The organism is Corynebacterium sp. HMSC27B11 (genome assembly GCF_001815985.1).
Taxonomy (GTDB): domain Bacteria; phylum Actinomycetota; class Actinomycetes; order Mycobacteriales; family Mycobacteriaceae; genus Corynebacterium.
In genome coordinates this window covers 164,386-182,744 of sequence record NZ_KV823550.1, presented here as the reverse complement: position 1 = coordinate 182,744, position 18,359 = coordinate 164,386, and the positions used below count along the sequence as shown (strand labels likewise).

The 18,359-nt window shown below is 62.8% G+C and carries 17 protein-coding genes and 1 pseudogene; 8 read left to right on the top strand and 10 right to left on the bottom strand.

Going from position 1 to position 18,359, the window contains the following annotated elements; all coding sequences use genetic code 11:
* Both HMPREF3097_RS03655 and glpX read right to left on the bottom strand, forming a co-directional pair.
* A partial coding sequence (locus HMPREF3097_RS03655; RefSeq protein ID WP_070761015.1) for a class II fumarate hydratase occupies positions 1-1,383 on the bottom strand: 1,383 nt, incomplete at its 3' end.
* A 166-nt stretch (positions 1,384-1,549) separates the two neighbouring features.
* The gene (gene glpX / locus HMPREF3097_RS03650) at positions 1,550-2,578 is read right to left on the bottom strand and encodes a class II fructose-bisphosphatase (protein ID WP_070758600.1); all 1,029 of its coding nucleotides are present in this window, start codon (positions 2,576-2,578) and stop codon (positions 1,550-1,552) included.
* A gap of 224 nt (positions 2,579-2,802) precedes the next feature.
* On the opposite strand from glpX, the gene HMPREF3097_RS03645 reads away from it, so the two are divergent.
* Positions 2,803-3,468, top strand: coding sequence for a DUF4245 domain-containing protein (locus HMPREF3097_RS03645; RefSeq protein WP_210398522.1), 666 nt, complete (start codon positions 2,803-2,805; stop codon positions 3,466-3,468).
* Here HMPREF3097_RS03645 and HMPREF3097_RS03640 read toward each other — a convergent pair.
* Both HMPREF3097_RS03640 and xseA read right to left on the bottom strand, forming a co-directional pair.
* The gene (locus HMPREF3097_RS03640) at positions 3,465-3,779 is read right to left on the bottom strand and encodes an exodeoxyribonuclease VII small subunit (protein WP_070761013.1); all 315 of its coding nucleotides are present in this window, start codon (positions 3,777-3,779) and stop codon (positions 3,465-3,467) included. The two genes, HMPREF3097_RS03645 and HMPREF3097_RS03640, sit on opposite strands and share 4 nt — an antisense overlap.
* 26 nt (positions 3,780-3,805) lie before the next feature.
* Positions 3,806-5,098: an exodeoxyribonuclease VII large subunit gene (gene xseA / locus HMPREF3097_RS03635; RefSeq protein ID WP_070761011.1), complete on the bottom strand. Its 1,293-nt coding sequence runs from the start codon at positions 5,096-5,098 to the stop codon at positions 3,806-3,808.
* 154 nt (positions 5,099-5,252) lie between these two features.
* Here xseA and HMPREF3097_RS03630 point away from each other — a divergent pair, with 154 nt between their 5' ends.
* Positions 5,253-6,281, top strand: a complete 1,029-nt coding sequence (locus HMPREF3097_RS03630) for a 4-hydroxy-3-methylbut-2-enyl diphosphate reductase (protein ID WP_070758597.1) — start codon at positions 5,253-5,255, stop codon at positions 6,279-6,281.
* 181 nt (positions 6,282-6,462) lie between these two features.
* Here HMPREF3097_RS03630 and HMPREF3097_RS03625 read toward each other — a convergent pair whose 3' ends face one another.
* The 4 genes from HMPREF3097_RS03625 to HMPREF3097_RS03610 all read right to left on the bottom strand — a co-directional run bounded on the left by HMPREF3097_RS03625 (position 6,463) and on the right by HMPREF3097_RS03610 (position 10,895).
* Positions 6,463-7,293 (bottom strand): DUF6542 domain-containing protein, encoded by an 831-nt coding sequence (locus HMPREF3097_RS03625; RefSeq protein ID WP_012359871.1) that lies wholly within the window; start codon positions 7,291-7,293, stop codon positions 6,463-6,465.
* A gap of 5 nt (positions 7,294-7,298) precedes the next feature.
* Positions 7,299-8,945, bottom strand: a complete 1,647-nt coding sequence (locus HMPREF3097_RS03620; protein ID WP_070761009.1) for an AI-2E family transporter — start codon at positions 8,943-8,945, stop codon at positions 7,299-7,301.
* Between the two features lie 98 nt (positions 8,946-9,043).
* Complete coding sequence (gene metS, locus HMPREF3097_RS03615; RefSeq protein WP_012359873.1) at positions 9,044-9,211, bottom strand: methionine/alanine import NSS transporter subunit MetS; 168 nt, start codon at positions 9,209-9,211, stop codon at positions 9,044-9,046.
* A 1-nt stretch (position 9,212) separates the two neighbouring features.
* Complete coding sequence (locus tag HMPREF3097_RS03610) at positions 9,213-10,895, bottom strand: sodium-dependent transporter (protein WP_070761007.1); 1,683 nt, start codon at positions 10,893-10,895, stop codon at positions 9,213-9,215.
* Positions 10,896-11,121: 226 nt separating this feature from the next.
* Between HMPREF3097_RS03610 and ychF the strand changes: the two genes are divergently transcribed.
* The gene (gene ychF / locus HMPREF3097_RS03605) at positions 11,122-12,207 is read left to right on the top strand and encodes a redox-regulated ATPase YchF (RefSeq protein WP_070761005.1); all 1,086 of its coding nucleotides are present in this window, start codon (positions 11,122-11,124) and stop codon (positions 12,205-12,207) included.
* Between the two features lie 208 nt (positions 12,208-12,415).
* Positions 12,416-14,476 (top strand): hypothetical protein, encoded by a 2,061-nt coding sequence (locus HMPREF3097_RS03600; RefSeq protein ID WP_246821250.1) that lies wholly within the window; start codon positions 12,416-12,418, stop codon positions 14,474-14,476.
* A gap of 277 nt (positions 14,477-14,753) precedes the next feature.
* Here HMPREF3097_RS03600 and HMPREF3097_RS03595 read toward each other — a convergent pair whose 3' ends face one another.
* A complete protein-coding gene (locus tag HMPREF3097_RS03595) occupies positions 14,754-15,113 on the bottom strand; it encodes an RCC1 domain-containing protein (protein WP_246821256.1) in 360 nt (119 codons plus the stop codon).
* A 36-nt stretch (positions 15,114-15,149) separates the two neighbouring features.
* Positions 15,150-15,305: pseudogene (locus tag HMPREF3097_RS09885) on the bottom strand (RCC1 domain-containing protein); the annotation flags it as partial.
* A 30-nt stretch (positions 15,306-15,335) separates the two neighbouring features.
* Between HMPREF3097_RS09885 and HMPREF3097_RS03590 the strand changes: the two are divergent.
* From HMPREF3097_RS03590 to HMPREF3097_RS09875, 4 genes are all read left to right on the top strand, one after another.
* The gene (locus HMPREF3097_RS03590) at positions 15,336-16,817 is read left to right on the top strand and encodes an ApeA N-terminal domain 1-containing protein (RefSeq protein WP_070512995.1); all 1,482 of its coding nucleotides are present in this window, start codon (positions 15,336-15,338) and stop codon (positions 16,815-16,817) included.
* Positions 16,818-17,091: 274 nt separating this feature from the next.
* Positions 17,092-17,421 (top strand): nucleotidyltransferase family protein, encoded by a 330-nt coding sequence (locus tag HMPREF3097_RS03585; RefSeq protein WP_070761034.1) that lies wholly within the window; start codon positions 17,092-17,094, stop codon positions 17,419-17,421.
* Positions 17,342-17,596 carry a HepT-like ribonuclease domain-containing protein gene (locus tag HMPREF3097_RS10010; RefSeq protein WP_081636726.1) on the top strand — a complete coding sequence of 85 codons (255 nt, stop codon included), beginning with the start codon at positions 17,342-17,344 and terminating at the stop codon, positions 17,594-17,596. The genes HMPREF3097_RS03585 and HMPREF3097_RS10010 overlap by 80 nt, the downstream gene beginning before the upstream one ends.
* A gap of 218 nt (positions 17,597-17,814) precedes the next feature.
* Entirely contained in the window at positions 17,815-18,027 is a 213-nt protein-coding gene (locus HMPREF3097_RS09875; protein WP_246821248.1) for a recombinase family protein, read from the top strand.
* The last annotated feature ends 332 nt before the right edge of the window (positions 18,028-18,359 follow it).

The following is an 18,359-nucleotide window of genomic DNA, read 5'->3' as shown; positions in this document are numbered from 1 at the left end:
GTTGGCCATCGCCAGCACGTCGAGGCGCTTGTCCAGCTCCTCCTCGGAGAGCTTCTCCGGGACGAAGCCCAGGTCGATGACGGTCTGGCGGATGGTCTTGCCCTCAGCCAGTGCGGTCTTTGCGACCTTAGCTGCGTTCTCGTAACCGATCGCGGAGTTCAGCGGGGTCACGATGGACGGGGACTTCTCGGCCTCCAGCTTCATGTGCTCCTCGTTGGCCTCCAGGCCGTCGACGAGGCGCTCGGCGAAGACGGTGGCGGTGTTCGCCAGCAGCTTGATGGACTCGAGCACGTTCCGAGCCATCATCGGGATGAAGACGTTCAGCTCGAACTGGCCCTGGGTGCCACCGAAAGCGATCGCGGCGTCGTTGCCGATGACCTGCGCGGAGACCTGGGTTGCGGTCTCACACAGAACAGGGTTGACCTTGCCCGGCATGATGGAGGAACCCGGCTGCAGGTCCGGCAGGTGCAGCTCGCCCAGGCCAGTCAGCGGGCCGGAGCCCATCAGGCGGATGTCGTTGGCGATCTTGTAGAAGGAGACGGCGATGCTGCGCAGCGCACCGGACATCTCGACCAGACCGTCGCGGTTAGCCTGAGCCTCGAAGTGGTCCTCGGCCTCCTTCAGGACGTCCAGGCCGGTGAGGTTCTTGAGCTCCTCGGTGACCTTCGCACCGAAGTCAGCCGGGGTGTTCAGGCCGGTGCCGGTTGCGGTGCCGCCGATCGGCAGCTCGCCGACGCGCGGCAGGGTAGCCTCCACGCGCTCGATGCCGAGCTCGATCTGGCGGGCGTAGCCACCGAACTCCTGGCCCAGGGTGACCGGAACCGCGTCCATCAGGTGGGTGCGGCCGGACTTCACGACGTTCTTGTACTCCTTGGCCTTGTTCAGCAGGGAAGCTTCGAGCTTCTCCAGGGCCGGGATGAGGTCCTTGACCGCAGCCTCGGTGGTGGCGACGTGGGTCGCGGTCGGGAAGGTGTCGTTGGAGGACTGGCCCATGTTGACGTCGTCGTTCGGGTGGACCTCGACGCCCGCCTGCTTAGCCAGGGATGCGATGACCTCGTTGGTGTTCATGTTCGAGGAGGTGCCGGAGCCGGTCTGGAAGACATCGATCGGGAACTCGGCGTCGAACTCGTTATCGGCGATGCGCAGGGCAGCGTCGACGATGGCCTGGCCCTTCTCCTCCGGGAGCAGGCCGCGCTCGATGTTGACCTTGGCGCAAGCAGCCTTCAGCAGGCCCATCGCGCGGATCTGTGCGCTCTCCAGCGGGCGGCCGGAGATTGGGAAGTTTTCCACTGCGCGCTGGGTCTGGGCGCGCCACAGGGCCTTCGCCGGGACCTTAACCTCGCCCATCGTGTCGTGTTCGATGCGGAACTCTTGATCGGTCATAATCGCTTCCTTCTGTTCTGAAGAATTAATAGTTCGGATTATCGCGCGCCCCAGCTGGGGCGGGGAGCTTCGGGCGCTCCCCATGCCACACAACATTCTACCGAGCTTTGCGACACGCGGGTCGCGGGGCAGTCTCCATGCGCGTGAGGAGCGCGTGATGTTCGCTTTAGATGTAGTCGAGCACCGAGTACTCCTGCAGCTTGCCTAGCTGGTGCTGGGACTCCAGGAAGCGGATCGTGCCGGACTTCGAGCGCATGACCAGGGAACGGGTCACCGCGGAGCGGTTGCGGTAAGACACGCCGCGCAGCATGTCGCCGTCGGTCACGCCGGTGGCGACGAAGTAGCAGTGCTCGGAGTTCACCAGGTCGTCGGTGGTGAGGATCTTGGACAGGTCGTGGCCGGCATCGATAGCCTTCTCACGCTCAGCGTCGTCCTTGGGCCACAGCTGCCCCAGGATCTCACCACCCATGCACTTCATGGCGGCGGCGGTGATGACACCCTCCGGGGTGCCACCGATACCCATCATGATGTCCACCGAGTTGGTGGAGGAGTCCTGGGCGGCGGCGACCGCGCCGGCGACGTCGCCGTCACCGATCAGGCGCACCTTCGCGCCGGCTTCGCGGATCTCACGGATCAGGTCGTGGTGGCGCGGGCGGTCCAGAACCACGACGGTGACCTCCTCAGGGGCGATGCCCTTGGCCTTCGCGACGACCTGGATGTTGTGGGAAGCCGGCGCGTCCAGCTCGATCAGACCCTTAGCCTCCGGGCCGACGGCGATCTTCTTCATGTAGAACACCGCGGATGGGTCGTACATGCTGCCGCGCTCCGCCGCCGCGATAACGGAGATCGCGTTCGGGCGACCCTCTGCCATCAGGGTGGTGCCGTCCACCGGGTCGACGGCGATGTCCACCGCCGGGCCCTTGCCCGTGCCGACGGACTCGCCGTTGAACAGCATCGGTGCTTCGTCCTTCTCACCCTCACCGATGACGACGACGCCGTCCATCGCGACGGAGTTGATCATCATGCGCATCGCGTCCACAGCGGCGCCGTCGCCGGACTCCTTCTGGCCGCGGCCGACCCACTTTCCGGACGCGAGCGCGGCAGCCTCAGTCACGCGCACGAGCTCCATGGCGAGGTTGCGATCGGGGGCCTGCTTGGTCGACTGCGGGGTGGCGCTGGAATTATCGGCGGACATGGTGTTAAACCAACTCTTTCACTCGATTGGGTCGTGCGGGCTGAGCGTGCTGTTCGACTCCGCCACGTTTTTGTAGTTCCGGCAGAGTGCAGCCCTGTACGGCCCTCATTTTATATCCCTCCGCACACAGAGGTTGGCAGCGACGTGGGGACTGCCCTAACTCGGGCAGCGCCCGTGATTGCGAGTGCGGGTGGGAATTACCAATTCCGCCTGCTTTTGGGATAATGACCGGCGTGCGTATCGAAAAGCCCCGTCTGTTTCAGTCCACGAAGGACATCCTGCTGACCCTCGGTGTCCTCCTCCTCGTGACGTTCTTCACGGTGGGCTTTACCGGCCTGTGTTCCTTCAACCCGGGCGGGCCGGACAAGTCCGGTCCGGTCCGTGAGGTGGACGCCCACTCCTTCCTCACCCTGGAGGCGCGGGGCATGAACTTCCCGCTGCGGGAGCCCAAGATGCCAGAGGGTTGGGTGCCGAACTCCGCCCGCCGATCCCAGGTCGGGGCAGAACCTGCGCCGCTGGTGGGCTGGGTCATCGACGGGGAGCGGTACATCTCGCTGCGCCAGACCTCTGCGGACTTTAAGGCCGCAACCCAGCCGGATCAGCACTTCCGCGAGGCTGCGGGGACCGAGGAAGCCGGCGGACTGACCTGGCACGTCTACAAGGGGGAGGACGCCCGCCCTATCTGGGTCGCCGACGCGGGTGAGACGCGCTTGATTTTGGAGGGGATGGCCAGCCACGAGGACATGGCAACCGCCGCGGAGATCACGGCGAAGACCAAGCCGCTGGAGGTCTCGGCTGAATCCCAGTCCACCGGGGAGCACCCGCAAGCAGCGGTGCGGCAGACTCCGGAGTTGCTGGTGGGGCAGCCGGTGACGCCCGGTAGGGATTAAGAGCTGCTCGGCGCGCCGGTCTGTTGACCGGCGTCGCCCTGCCCCGAAGAGCCCTGGCCCGCATTCCCCTGAGGCGAGCCGCCCTGGCCTGCGTTTTCCCGCGCGGCCAGGGCTTTTTCGATGCGCGTGCTTGCCCCATCCAGGTACTTCTCGCAGTACGCTGCTAGCTCCTCGCCTCGCTCCCAGTAATTCAGCGACTCGTCGAGGCTCATCTGGCCGAGCTCGAGGATGCGAACGACCTCTACCAGCTCGTCGCGGGCCTGCTCATAATTCAGCTCCTCGATCGGGCGAAACTTCTGCTGGTCACTCATGGCTGCTCCTTCACTGATCCTTAAAACTATTCTTCTTCGGTGTTTGTCGGTGTGTTAGCTCGCGTCGTATCTGAAGCTTCTGAGCCGGGGGCTCGCTCCACCGCCATCGCCGCGGCGGTCACGGAACCATCCGCCACTCGGATGCGCAACTGCGAGCCGGGGGCGACATCCGCCACCGTGGTGACCACGGCAGGGCCCGACCCATCCCGGGGGATGACCTGCATGATGGAGTAGCCGCGGGCCAGAGTCTGGGACGGCCCCAACGCGTTGACCTGGGCGCGCAGCGAGGTGATGCGGGAACGCATGTCGCGAACGAGCAATCCGAGCGCGCGGTCCTTTCGGCCCACTGCCTCCTCGATGATCTCCCGTTGCCTGCGCAGGGGGAGCAGCGGGTCAGCCAGCACTGGCCGGGAGCGGACCCCCTCAAGCTGTCGGCGCTCCGAGCGCACCCAACTGCGCAGGGCACCCACGGCCCGTTGGCGCAGTTCCGCGATCGCCTGCTGCTCGCCGAGCACATCCGGAACCACCTTCTTCGCTGCGTCGGTGGGGGTTGCGGCCCGCACATCGGCGACCAGGTCGAGCACGGGATTATCCGGCTCGTGTCCGATCGCCGAGACCACCGGGGTGCGCATCCGTGCCACCGCGCGGACCAGCGCTTCCTCGGAAAATGGCAGCAGGTCCTCCACCGAGCCACCGCCACGGGCGACGATGATGACGTCCACGTCTTCGTCGGCCTCGAGTCGCTGCAGTGCAGCGACCACCTCGGGCACCGTATTCGGCCCCTGTACCGCGGTGTTGATCACCTCGAAGCGCACGGCCGGCCACCGCTGCTGGGCGACACTCAGTACGTCCCGCTCCGCGGCAGAACCCCGCCCGGTGATCAGGCCGATCTTCTTCGGCAGGAATGGGGGAGCGGTCTTCAAACGCGGGTCGAAGAGCCCCTCGGCGCTCAGCGCCCGCTTCAACTGCTCGATGCGTGCCAGTAGCTCGCCCACGCCAACCTGACGCACCTGGGTCACCCACAGCGAGAAGGAGCCCCGGCCCGCGTAGAAAGCGGGTTTGCCGTAGACCACCACCCGGTCGCCATCACGCAACGGGGTCGGCAGGTTCTGCAGGGTGCGGGTGTTCATGGTCAGCGGAATGGAGAGGTCCTTTTCCACATCACGCAGGGTGATGTAGGACAGCTTCCACGTCGGCTTCATGTTGACCTGCGTGATCTGGCCCTCCACCCACAAGAAGCCGAGGCGCTCGATCCACCCCTTGATCTTCTGGTTGACCATGGACACGGGCCACGGCTGCTCCGGTGAGTTCGCGTTCATGCGAGTCATTGTAGAGATCGCTGCAGACAAGCCCGGGAGGCCTCGCAGACAATGCGCGCTTGCTTACCGGCGAACACGGTTCGACGTCCGCCCCAACGGCCGCGGCGGAACCGCGGAAAAGCCCATGATTTGGCAGCTGGGCTAAGGTGGGGGCATGACTTTGCCTGGTACCACCGACACCCGACAAAACGACGACACCACCGCGGCCACCCCATCGGGCACCGCGGGGAAGAAGAAGGTTTACCTCGCTGCACCGCGCGGCTACTGCGCCGGCGTGGATCGTGCCGTTGAGACCGTAGAAAAGGCGCTCGAAAAGCATGGCGAGCCGCTCTACGTCCGCAAGGAGATCGTGCACAACAAGCACGTCGTCAAGACCTTCGAGGAACGCGGCGTGATCTTCGTCGATGAAGCCGACGAGGTGCCCCGCGGCTCCAACGTCGTCTTCTCCGCCCACGGTGTGTCCCCAGCCGTCCGCGACCAGGCCCGCCAGCTGGAGCTGAAAACCTTCGACGCGACCTGCCCGCTGGTCACCAAGGTGCACCACGAGGTCACCCGCTTCGCGAAGCAGGGCTACCAGATCATCCTCATCGGCCACCACGGCCACGAGGAGGTCGAAGGCACCGCGGGCGAGGCGCCGGACGTCGTCCACCTCGTCGAGGACCAGGAGGACGTCGACAAGCTCGAGTTCGCGGATGACGAGAAGCTCGTCTGGCTCTCCCAGACCACCCTCTCCGTCGACGAGACGATGCGCACTGTGAAGATGCTGCGGGAAAAGTTCCCGCACATCCAGGATCCGCCGTCCGACGACATCTGCTACGCCACGCAGAACCGCCAGGTCGCTGTGAAGGCCATCGCGCCGAAGGTCGACCTGATGATCGTGGTTGGCTCCCAGAACTCCTCCAACTCGGTGCGCCTCGTCGAGGTCGCGCTGCAGAACGGGGCGAAGGACGCCCACCTCGTCGACTACGCCAACCAGGTCAAGCCGGAGTGGTTCGAGGGCGTTGAGAACGTCGGCGTGACCTCGGGCGCCTCCGTGCCGGAGATCCTCGTCCGCGGTGTTCTCGAGCTGCTCGCCGAGCGTGGCTATGCCGAGGTTGAGGAGGTCACCACCGCCACGGAGGACCTGATCTTCTCCCTGCCGCGCGAGCTGCGCCCGTCCCGCACCGCCGGCCGGAAGGCTTAGTCACCGAACGTTGAGGCTGGGGAGGGGAGAGATCCCACCCCGGCGTGATGTGAAAACCCGCCACGACCATGGTCGTGGCGGGTTGTGCTTTTTGAGAGGCTCAAGCCGAAAGCTAGATCAGCTGGCGTGTCCCTGTGCGCGGACCAATTCGGTTATCCCGCAGGTGACGCCCCGCTCCCCGCTAGTAGTCGCGGTCCTCAGCGGATGCCCGCCCGGTGCCGGTGTCTCGGCTCCGCGGCAGGGGGCTGCGGCGGTTGTCGTAATCCGAAGAACCAAAGCGCGACTCGCCATCGGCGGGGGAGGGGTAGCCAGTGGAGTATCGGGATGAAGACCCAGAGGAGCGATACCGCTGAGCCGAGCGCTCATCAGCCCGGCCCGGGACACCACGACGGCGCTCGGAGGATGCCCGCAAATCCTCCCGGCTATAGCTGCGGGCGCCCTCAGTACGGCGCTGTTGGAATCGCGCCGGGTCGAAGGGCACATTCTTCCCGCTGGTAGCCGAACGCCGGTGCGCGGCACGAGAACGAGCACGCTGGGAGAGCTCCTCGTTGGAGCGGTTGGCGTCGGACTGGCGGCGCCGGCGCTGCGTGGCCCTGGCCCGCGCACGGTCGACGCTCTCCCGGTACAGCCACCACCGCACCGCAGCGATCAGCACGCAGATCAGCATCGTGACAGCGAGCCACAGGTAATGCTGGACGATTGGGTAGGCGGACGTCGCCAACTTCGCCTTGGCCGAACCGCCGGAGGGGGCTGCGATGCGGGCGATGATGAACGTCCCCACGACGAACCAGAGTGGGAACGAGGCCACCGTCAGGAACAGGCCACGCGGCTCCACGAACAGGGTGGAGACCACCATGGCGGCGGCGAAGAGCACGAAATACCCCGTGGGCAACGTTGTGCTGCCCCAGCCGATGACAAGCCCAGTGAGCAACACCGCGGTCATCACCAGCAGGGGAGACCAGACGGGGAAGCGGGAACTTGAGTTATGCGGTGAGGTATCAGACACGGCCATTGATGTTACTTATCGCCCTTGCGTAGCGGGTTAAGCAGGTTGCTGAACGTCAGCTTTTCCTTAGTGACCTTCATCGCATGACGCTGGCCCTCCAGCCACTGCTCCGCCTTGCGCTGGGATTGCGCACCGGACAGAGAACCCGCGGTGGTGGCGAACTCGATATCCTCCATGGACTTCTCGCCCGTCGCGAGATCCGTCAGATCGCCCATGTAGCGCAGCACGACGGCGATCATTGCGGCAGCCGGCACCGCCAGGAACGCGCCGATGATGCCGAAGAGCGTGCCACCCAGCGTCACTGCCAGCAGCACGATGACCGGGTGGAGGTCCATCGCCTTGGCCTGCAGCCACGGCGACAGGACATTGCCCTCCAGCTGCTGAACAGCCAGCACCAGGATCAGGGTGAAGATCGCGGTCTTGAAACCAACGCCCACCAGTGCGATCAGGACCGAGAGAACACCGGCGACCGTGGCACCGACGATCGGGATGAAGCCCGCGAAGAAGGTCAGAACCGCGAGCGGGCCGGCCAGCGGAACACCCATGAGGAAGAGGCCACCGCCGATAAATACGGCGTCGATGAAGGAGACCAGCGCCTGGGTGCGGATGAACCCGCCGAGAGTCTGCCAGCAACGGGTCAGAGCCTCGGTGAGGTGCCAACCGACACGGCGACCGGTGATGCGGCGGATCATCGGCAAGAATTTCTCGCCGTCCTTGAGGAAGAAGAAAGTCAGCACCAGCATGATGAACAGCGTCATCACTGCTGACAGGGTGGCGGAAGCGCCCGCGGCGACCTCAGAGGCGATACGTCCCGACTGGTTCTGCAGCCAGCTCGTCGCCTGGTTCAATGCATCGTTGAACTGGCTCTCCTGGAGATTGACCGGCGGGCCCTGCAGCCAGCGCTGAATCGTGCGAATACCAGCGTTGGCCTGGCTTGCCAGCTCTCGGGACTGATCCACCGCCGGTGGAATGATCAGTGCGAACAGGCCAGCGATCAGCACGAAGAAGCCGATGATGGTCGTGGCGACCGCCAGTGCGTTCGGGAAGTGTAGCTTCTCACGCAGCACGCGGACGACCGGCCACAACACGGTACAGACGATGAGCGCCAGCAGAACCGGCAGGATGCCCACCCACAGCTTGCCGAAAGCCTTGGACGCCACGTAGGCGGCCAGGGCGATGATCAGCAGGCGCAGGCACCAGCCCGCGAACCAGCGCACGGAGGTGCCCAGCACCTCGGCACGATCCCGCACTTCGGGGTTGAGATCCTCGGCCTCGTCAAGGCTGGTGTACTTATCCAGCGACCCGTCGTGGAGGTGAGGATGCTTCTTGTGGAATTCGCGAGACTTCTCGCTCAACTTCTCGGCGAGCTTATTCTTGCCGTCGGCGTGCTCGTTGCCATCGCTTTCGTTATCCGCCATTCCTTCTGGGATAGCGGGCGCAGCACCGTCGACGTTGACGCCGCTCTCATCGTTCTGCATGGACTGGTTGTCCGAGCTGCGACGGCTGCGACCCTGATCTTCGGGCAGGGGCAGGGTGGACTCGTGATCAGCACGCCGAGAACCAGCGAGGAAGTCGGCGAAGTCGCGCTCGCCGTCGTGGTCGGGGAGATGCGCGCCCTCGCCACGGCCACTGTTGCGGGGTTCCTTGGAAGAATTCATGTATCCATCATGCCTGAAAGGTGCGTCAAAACAATGCTTAACCCCACCGCCAAATCATGATTTGGCGGTGGGGTTAGTTTTTAACGCGGAGGAGGAGGCTAGGACACCCGCACGGCGGCGAGCGCCTCGTCGTGAGTGCCTGGGGCAGTTCCCAGCTCACCGGATTCCTCATCGGTGCTGTTGGTCAGCATGATGACAGATCCGACGAGGCCACCCCAGATGACGAGGATGAAAAGCACCATCATGATCAGCGCGATTGCGGTCATGTTAGTTGTCTCCCTTCTTGGCGGGGTTCGGGGTGGCCGTGGTGGCAGCCGAGCCCTGTGCGGCTACGGCCAGGGTGTTTGGTTCGTTCTTCTTGCGGCCGAACTTCGGCACGCCGTAGTCCGAGCCCGGGATGCCATTGACGTGGACTCCCTGGCGGAACGGAGCGGTCGTCATGGTGACGGCTGCGATTGCGATGACCACAAGCACCAACCAGCCATACGTGGTGATCTGAGCGGTGCCGTAGCCCTCGTAGGGCTCCTTAATCAGGCCGAGGATCTCCGAGATCATCGTGTACAGCAGGACGATCGGGGTCAGGACGAAGGCGAAGAACTGCCAGATCGGGCCGACCTTCACGGAGGACACCGCGTTGAGGTGCTGCGTCAGCTCCACGCGGCGCTTGAACACCCACGCGGTGAGAATGAGGGACAGCGAGGCGCAGAAGATGATGCCGATGTTGTTCGTCCACTTATCCATGATGTCCAGGGCGACCAGGCCGGTGGTCGCGGAGAACAGCAGAGTGGAAATGGTTCCCATGACCGCGCCGATGATGATCGCGGCGGTCTTGCGCTCTAGGTTGAACTTGTCCTTCACAGCGGAGACCACGACCTCCATCAGGGAAATCAGAGAGGTCAGGCCGGCGATGAACAGCGAGACGAAGAACAGGATGCCAAAGACCTCACCGAAAGGCATTTCGTTAATGATCGTCGGGAAGGCAACGAAGGCTAGGCCGATGCCACCGCTGACAACCTCAGAGACGTCGGTCTGCGTCTGGTGAGCCATGAAACCCAGGGCTGCGAAGACACCGATACCGGCCAGCAGCTCGAAGGAGGAGTTCGCGAAGGCAGTCACCATGCCGGTGTTCGTCAGGTTGGTGCGTGGCTTCAGGTAGGACGCGTAGGTGGTCATGATTCCGAAGCCGATAGACAGGGAGAAGAAGATCTGGCCGTAGGCGGCGATCCACACGCCCGAGTCCGTCAGTGCGCCCCAGTCCGGGGTGAAGAAAGCATTCAGGCCATCGAGCGCACCGTCGAGGAATAGTGCGCGAACGACCATGAAGAGGAACAGGACGATCAGCAGGGGCACGAAGATGGTGGTGAGCTTACCGATACCCTTGTTGACATCTGCTGCCAGCACGATGGTGGTGATCACCCACACTGCGACCATAATCAGCAGAATGGGGAGAACGAACTTCCCCGAGTGGGTGGACTCGGCATCCAGCTGCAGGAAGTCGTTGAAGAAGTAGGACTCGGTGTCCGTGCCCCAGCTCAGCGAGAACGACTTCCATGCGTAGAGGCCGGCCCAGCCGATGATGGCGGCGTAGTAGACGGTGATGAAGAAAGCCACGCCCACCTGCAACCAGCCGATAGGCTCCGCGCGACGGTCCATTCGGCGGTAAGCCAGCGGTGCGGAGGCGCGGAAACGGTGGCCGATGCTGAAGTAGAACCACAGCAGCGGAATACCCGCGGTCAACAGAGCGATCAGATAGGGGATGAGGAAGGCGCCGCCGCCGGAATCGTAGGCGACGTAGGGGAAGCGCCAAATGTTGCCCAGGCCCACGGCCGAGCCGATCGCCGCCATGAGGAATACCAGGCGGGTGTTGAAGGTCTCGCGGGCCTGGGAGCGCGAGTCAGCGGTGAGTGCTCCGGGTGAGGTTGTGGAGCCACCGGGCGTTGTGGAGCTCATAATGTGGTGCGTCCTATCGAAAAGATAGTAGCGGGAGGCCACCGGCGGGTCCGGTGATCTACCTCACGCTCTTGAAAAGGGAATATTAGCAACACACAGCGAATTCCAAGTGATTTTTGACGTACTTTCTCGATCAACATTGGGTAGGGTGGCGCGTTTGAACCAAGGGGAGTACTTCAGGCAAGCTAGAAGGCACTATTCGATCGCATCTGTAAGGACTTGTTGAGTGTCTCTCACCCTTGGAATTGTTGGCCTGCCGAACGTCGGCAAGTCCACCCTTTTTAACGCGCTGACCCGCAATGACGTGCTGGCGGCGAACTACCCCTTCGCCACGATCGAGCCGAACGAGGGCCTGGTGGAGCTGCCGGACCCGCGCCTGGATCGCCTGGCGGAAATCTACGGCTCTGAGCGCATCCTCCCGGCCACCGTCACCTTCGTGGACATCGCCGGCATCGTTAAGGGCGCATCCGAGGGCGAGGGCATGGGAAACGCCTTCCTGGCCAACATTCGCGAGGCCGACGCGATCTGCCAGGTGGTGCGCGCTTTCACTGACGACAACGTCATTCACGTCGACGGTAAGGTTGACCCGGCCAGCGACATCTCGGTCATCAACACCGAGCTGATCCTCGCCGACCTGCAGACCCTGGAGAAGGCCCTGCCGCGCCTGGAGAAGGAAGCGCGCAAGGATAAGGACGTCGCGGACACCGTCGAGGAGGTCAAGAAGGCCCAGGCAGTCCTCGAGGACGACCGCACCCTCTTCGCCGCCTCGAAGACCGGCGAGGTCGACCTGGATCTGCTCCGCGAGCTGCACCTGATGACCGCCAAGCCTTTCCTCTACGTGTTCAACTCCGACGAGGACGTCCTCACGGATGACGCGAAGAAGGATGAGCTACGCAAGCTGGTAGCCCCGGCCGAGGCCGTCTTCCTAGACGCCCAGAGCGAGACGGACCTGCTAGAGCTTGATGAGGAGGACGCTGCGGAGCTGCTCGCTGCTGTCGGTCAGAACGAGCCGGGCCTGCAGACCCTGGCCAAGGCCGGTTTCGAGACCCTCGGTCTGCAGACCTACCTGACCGCCGGCCCGAAGGAGGCTCGCGCCTGGACGATCCACCAGGGCGATACCGCACCGAAGGCCGCCGGCGTAATCCACTCTGACTTCGAGCGCGGTTTCATTAAGGCCGAGATCGTCAGCTTCGAAGACCTCGACGCGCTGGGCTCCATGGCTGAGGCCCGCGCGGCAGGCAAGGTCCGTCAGGAGGGCAAGGAGTACGTCATGGTCGACGGCGACGTCGTGGACTTCAAGTTCAACGTCTAACGCCGGTCGTTAATGACGCTTCGCGTTATTGGGGGAGTAGGTTGAAGCGCGGTCCGTTCGTCCGTCGTGCGCCGCTCCGCGGTGGGGAGGAGTCCGATGGGGCGCGGGACTATGCCCATGAAGACGTAGGTCGTGTCCGCCTCGGGGTGATGCGCCGCTAGTTCGGCTCGCTTCCACGACAGAACGAGGAGCCGACGCGACGATCGACGTGGACGACGGCTCCGCCAAGGGGACTGCTGCACGATCAGACAACAACTTCAAATTCGTGCCACTAGGCGCCCCCGAACTGTATAGAGTGACGCCTACCGGGAGGGAGATTCGAGTGTCGGAAAGCGGACCAGAGAAGAGACTGAAGTTCTTCGGCCTCAGCGACTACGGAACCTTCTGGCAGGCCGACCGCCTCCTAGAGCTCGTCCGTGAATTCGATGCTACTCGTGGCGATCAGGGCATAAACGACATCGTTGAGTTGCATCATCTCGCGTTGTTCCTAGAACACAAAGTTCTCCCGAAGGACCTGGCCGAAGCAGAGCGAGACGCGCCTCTGGCGCACGTCCCCGAGATCCGGGAAGTCATCGGCAGGTTTTTCGGCAAAGTGACTGACGCCACCTTCTCAACGCTCGTTCAGGACGTTGACTTTCAGTACCGCACAGACGTCCTCGATCTTCTCGGAAAAAACAAGGTCTTCGAGCGCTGCACTGACTCGATCGTGCTTGCTGCACTTCAAGAGCAGAGTTTCCACCCGCACGATCTGCTCTCATGCCAGGCACTCGTGCGTGCCTACGACCAGGAGATTCGGGCCCTGCTACTCGATGAGCCGCGCAATGCTGAGCTGCTTGCGCGGAAGTTCCTCCAGTCCGAGGGGCGGGATCCAATCCATCTTCCGAAGAGCTTCACTCCCGCGGATCAGCGTGGTCTGTTTGACCGCTACCTCGATGAGGAAGAGCCCAACCTCAACTTCGTCAAGCTGATCGCATCCGCACGAGCTGACAAGAACACCGGCGTCGATGCACGACTGAAGCTAAAGGCTCGTCGCAAGGCAGATGCGCTCACGAAGAAGATGTTCGAGTCCACGGAGGGGATCAAGACCGGCTGCGAAGTGGGCATCTCGGCCGATCAGGTCGAAGAGGTCGTCCAGTCTTTGGACGGCATGGTTGGCAAGTACTCCTACAGTCGAACCTGGCTCACGGAGAACCTCGACTACCCGACTATTCTGAATAACTTTGTTCACCTGTTCCAGTTCGCCAACGACCATATGCTCCTGGAACTCCCTTCCTACGGAGCGCAACTTGGCGTCTTCGAGCGGTTCATGGGTACGCCGGGCAAGGGCGACTACCGGACGGGGGCGGTGTTCAGGCTCAAGGATCAGGCGTCCTTGCTCCAGACCTTGATGTACGAGCGCTTCCTCAGCTCCGAAGGTATAGAGCTCGAGTCGGTCATCGCTTGGTTCTTCACGGACTACCTTGAGCAGGAGTTCGGTGCCAAGGGGCTGAAGTACCGCGCCTCCAGCCCGACCGCTACCTACCTTGAGAAGAGCCGCCATCTGTTCTCAGAGATGGAGAGCCTCCTCAAGCAGTTCACGCTGCATGTCGACTACGGCGAGGTTGACCCGGAGCTGCTGACAATCACATCGGAGCAGCTTTCCTACGGCGACATCCCGAGTCAGGTTGTGGATAAGTACGCCTACGTTGCCAACAACGCGGACATCCAAGGAATTCAGCACCTGCTCTTCTCGGACCAATCCGGATTGGTGCACATCAGCAGCGATCTGGAGGCAGAGAGCTTCCTCCACTTGGTCATCGCCAATGACATCGCCTACGACCAGTTCCACGAGTACCAACAGCGCAACATCGACTTCCTGGTCGAGAAGGGCATCCTGACCGGAGATCGTGACCGAATTGCGTTTGCAAGCGCGCCACAATTGCATGTGCTCAAGGAACTCTGGGAGTACGAGGTGACGAGCTGTCTCCATCATTCGGCGGCCGGCCAGAAAGCCATTGACGAGATGGTGAGCGCCGGATGGCTGGTGCATCGATCAACGCTGCTCAGCGCCGCGGAGGTCAGCTACTTCAACTACTTCCTTAACGATAAGGAGTTCAGCAACGGACCTAGCCTGCGCAACCGCTACCTCCATGGATCACAGGGAGACGGTGACGACGACCGCGTTCACCGCCACACGTATCTAACAGCGCTCCGCCTACTCGTTGCGCTGGTCATCAAGATCAACGATGACTTCTGCCTGACGGATAACGCCGTGCTCGCGAAGGAATAGGGGCCGACCGCTGGCATGGTTGAGCCCTCTTCAGATCCCTAGTATGTGGCGTCTCAGCCGGGTTCCCTGCCGGCGTGATGGCGCGGTACCTCCTTCGTGGCGTCCTGCAGGCTGACCCACGTCGAGGGTGAGCCTGTGTCCCCTGATCAGTAGCGAGCACTGACCGTGGGGAGGGGGGAGCACGTGAACCCCGTGTTCAGATGTACCTATGTGCCGGAACTCGGTGGAGTTTAGATTCAACGTGTGATCGACGGCCGATTATCGGGCACGCTGGACTTCAGTTCATCTGTGGTCGAGCGGCCCAGGCGTTGACATTGCATTGCTGCTCGGTGTGGTCGCCCGCAGCCACGACTGTTCCGTCGGCGCGCAGCCCGAGCGAGTGTCTCGCTCCGGCTGCGATCGCTGTGATGCCGGTCCATGACTGGACATCGCACTGGCCGAACTGGTTGTCGCCCGTTCCGAAGACCCTTCCGGTCTGGCTCAGCGCGAGCGTATGGACGGAGCCGGCCGCCACTGAGGTGATGCTTCTCCACGATGACACCTCGCACTGGCCTCTGCTGTCGTCGCTGACGGCGACGACGGTGCCGTCTTCGTGTAAGCCGACGGTGTGCAGGTAGCCGGCAGAGACCCCGGACACGTGTGTCCACCGGGCGACGTCGGTCTGCCCTCGCTGATTGTTGCCAGTTGCGAGGGCTGTGCCGTCGCGTCGAACTGCGATTGTGTGCCAGTCGCCGCATCCGATCTCAGTTGACCATGATCTCGCTGTAGATTGTCCTACGTGGGGGGCATGTGGTGGAGTAAAGATTTTCGACCTGACATCTGGCCGCAAGACAGGAAGGAGCCCGGGACCGGGAGTACGATGCCTAATGATCCTCTCAACCTCGACAAGGCCGGCGAGTGGGCTGGCGTGTGGTGGCTGCCGGAAGCCCCTAGCGAGAAGGTCCCGGGTGTCCTACGGTACGACCCGGAAGATGGTCTCTCTCTGTCGCTGATCGGCACCTTCGAGGATCGGATCTTGACGACGGACTCGTCTGGATGGACTGCTGTTCACGAAGGAACCCGCACCTGGGAAGTCATGCACGGTGTGGCCGAGCTCAGGGAGATCACACTGCTTGGCTGTGTTCCTAGGAGCACCAGAAGGACCATGGGTGCGCGAGTGGCGAGCCCTGATAAGCAGACCGTGACCGCGACGGTCGCCATCATCGGCGCGCATGTCAGCGGTGACGCGGATCCGGCGTTCGCTAGGGCAGAAGTCTCAGTCGAGGATCTGAGTCTCTGGGCGGCGTCTTCTGTGTTCGAAGGATCCCTCGGGGCTCCCGACGGCAAGATCGATGGGACCGGGCGTATCTCGGTGAAGCCGGTCGAGGCGCAATCGGTCGTGGTCGACGACACTGAGTATCGCCTTCAGCACACGCACACGCTTCCATTCTTCGACCAGCGCAAGGGAGGAAGCGTCGGACGTATGCGGGACACGGTGTCCATCTGCGTCGTGCCAGCCGAACCATTCTCTCTGAGTGTTGCTCTGCAGGAGGCGAGCCTGGTGCAGGACCTGATCTCCCTGGCGACGCATCGCGCGGCCGGAGTGATCTGGCTCCGACTGGAAGTTGCCGGGACCGAGTCGCACTTCCCTGATGGCCGCCCGCTGCCGCGCCGACGTGCCGATGTGCTCTACTCACCGGCCGCGCTTGGAAAACACGACGCGAAAGTCGTCGATCACCACCGAATGTTCTTCACCTGCGGCTCGATCCCATTTGAGGAGGTCATGCCCCGATGGTGCGAGGCCCATGGCCGCCTGGAGGCAGCGACAAACATGATCTTGGGCTTGCGCTACGCACCGGCCCGTTTTGTTGAGAACAATCTTCTGACGGCAGTCGATGCTGCCGAGGTGTTGCACCGCAACCTCCGCATCGACGAGAAACCGTTCCCCAACGCGGAGTTCAGGGCGATGCGAGAGGCGATGCTGGCGCAGGTTCCCGATGAGCACCGAAACAGGTTCAAGGGGGCGATCCGCAACGACCCGACCCTCCGTGATCGGCTCCATGCCCTCGCCGCGCGACCCGATCAGGAAGCGATCGCACAGCTCTTACCGGATGTCGACCATTGGGCGAAGTGGACGACGCGCGCCCGCAATGACCTCGCGCACGAGGGCAGAACGCCCAACCATTCCATCGAGGAGCTGATCGCCGTCGTCGAGGTGACGACCGCGGTCGTAATCCTCAACGTCTTGCACGAGCTCGGGTTGCCGGCGGAGCGGCAGCGAGAGATCGTGCGGGAGCACCCGCAACTGAGGGCTACGTTCCGTACCGCTGCCGAATGGCTGGTTCCCTCACCAAACCCTTAGGTGCACTGCGATAGCCGCTACTTCGGAACCTCCGTGACGCTGCTGCCCGGTCGTTTAGTGCGAGACGCGTGTAAGCCTGCTCTATCGCTCGTTCGTTGAGTGCGTCATGGCGGGCGGGCGAGACGACCGGCTGTAAGTGGTGGCAGCGCGTCAGTGCCGCCTGGTGCGGCGGTGAGACGGGAGAATGTCGTCGGCCCTTAAGAACGCGGTGGAGTTCCGCTTCAATGTCAAAGCTCCATGTCGACGTGCTGCCGGGCCCGTTTCCCCCGGAAGCATGTCTGAGACCGTCATGACGCCTGAGACGCTTGCCCTACGCGGGATTCTCGTTGCGCGTCTTGACCAGTTCCAGGTGCTCATCGATCGGTACGGCGCGACCAACCCGAAGTTGTTCGGGTCCGTCGCGCGCGGCACCGCGTCTGCAGGATCGGACATCGACATCCTCGTCGGGATGGACCCTGCGGAGGGACGTCTCCTGATGCGTGCGTCTGGTCTGCTCGAGGAGAGTCGCGCTCTGTTCGGGCGCGATGGCATCGACGTGTTTCCTGCCCAGTTGCTCAGGCACCCGGTATCCGCTTCGACGCTCGCCGAGGCGGTGCCGCTGTGAGTCGCAGTCCGGCGAAGCCGTGAACCATCTTCCCGATGAGATCACCGGCGCGCACCCTGAGATCGTCTGGCCTCAGATTCGGGATTTCCGCAACATCCTGGTGCACCAGTATTTCGGCGTCGACATCGACGTGGTCCGCGATATCGTCGATACTCATCTGCCTCCTCTTGCCTAGGCGCTGCGGTGCCACATCTCTGCTAACTGACGGCGCGGCTCCAAAGGTTATTCGGCTACGGAACGTGGTCGAGTTTAAGTTCAATGTTAGCTAAGGGCCTTATTAAAAGCGTTTGGCAACACGCGCTCCTATTTACCTTCGTATCTCGCGAGACGCTGACGTGGATGGCCTCACCATCGACCGGCAGCGTCAGGACTGTGAAGCCATTGCAAAGCAGCGTGGCTTGGACGTTGGACATAGGACATAACTACGCCGATCAGTCCATTTCCGCGTCAAAGAAGAATGTGGCTCGCCCCGACTACGACGCCATGGTGGCATCCTTTGAACGCGGCGAAATCGACGCGATCATCTGCTGGGACCTCGAACTACCCGCCCCACGTCGGTGGGTAGTCCGATCAGTCGGACAAAACTACTCCCGCACCACAGCGTAATAAGGGGTGCACCTTAAAAACATCCGGAGGTGGGGGTAACTCCCCCTCGTTGCCCAGAGACAAAATACGCCAGTGGCGTCTGTACGACGAGCCGAAGGTAGGACAAATTCCAATCCAGAGAGGTCTTGCACTGTTGCGGTGCGGTTGTCTTCTTTCTCACCGTATTGGACCCTGCGAAATTAATTGGATACGATAGGCCCATGTTGATTTCAGGTTCCGTTTTCATGCGGCCGCTCACCAGCCGCTAAGGCGGTTTTCTCCCTCCCGCAGGTTAGAAACCGCTCCGGTCCTTTAGCCGGGCGGCTATTTGTCATGCCCGGCTCCGTTTCAAC

What these genes read in the sequence shown, in the direction of transcription:
- HMPREF3097_RS03625 (WP_012359871.1), bottom strand. Translation starts at nt 7,293, where the DNA reads ATGGCCGTGTCTGATACCTCACCGCATAACTCAAGTTCCCGCTTCCCC.
- HMPREF3097_RS03645 (WP_210398522.1), top strand. Translation starts at nt 2,803, where the DNA reads ATGACCGGCGTGCGTATCGAAAAGCCCCGTCTGTTTCAGTCCACGAAG.
- HMPREF3097_RS10010 (WP_081636726.1), top strand. Translation starts at nt 17,342, where the DNA reads ATGGCATCGACGTGTTTCCTGCCCAGTTGCTCAGGCACCCGGTATCCG.
- HMPREF3097_RS03590 (WP_070512995.1), top strand. Translation starts at nt 15,336, where the DNA reads ATGCCTAATGATCCTCTCAACCTCGACAAGGCCGGCGAGTGGGCTGGC.
- HMPREF3097_RS03610 (WP_070761007.1), bottom strand. Translation starts at nt 10,895, where the DNA reads ATGAGCTCCACAACGCCCGGTGGCTCCACAACCTCACCCGGAGCACTC.
- HMPREF3097_RS03640 (WP_070761013.1), bottom strand. Translation starts at nt 3,779, where the DNA reads ATGAGTGACCAGCAGAAGTTTCGCCCGATCGAGGAGCTGAATTATGAG.
- HMPREF3097_RS03630 (WP_070758597.1), top strand. Translation starts at nt 5,253, where the DNA reads ATGACTTTGCCTGGTACCACCGACACCCGACAAAACGACGACACCACC.
- xseA (WP_070761011.1), bottom strand. Translation starts at nt 5,098, where the DNA reads ATGAACGCGAACTCACCGGAGCAGCCGTGGCCCGTGTCCATGGTCAAC.
- glpX (WP_070758600.1), bottom strand. Translation starts at nt 2,578, where the DNA reads ATGTCCGCCGATAATTCCAGCGCCACCCCGCAGTCGACCAAGCAGGCC.
- metS (WP_012359873.1), bottom strand. Translation starts at nt 9,211, where the DNA reads ATGACCGCAATCGCGCTGATCATGATGGTGCTTTTCATCCTCGTCATC.
- HMPREF3097_RS03620 (WP_070761009.1), bottom strand. Translation starts at nt 8,945, where the DNA reads ATGAATTCTTCCAAGGAACCCCGCAACAGTGGCCGTGGCGAGGGCGCG.
- HMPREF3097_RS03585 (WP_070761034.1), top strand. Translation starts at nt 17,092, where the DNA reads ATGTCTGAGACCGTCATGACGCCTGAGACGCTTGCCCTACGCGGGATT.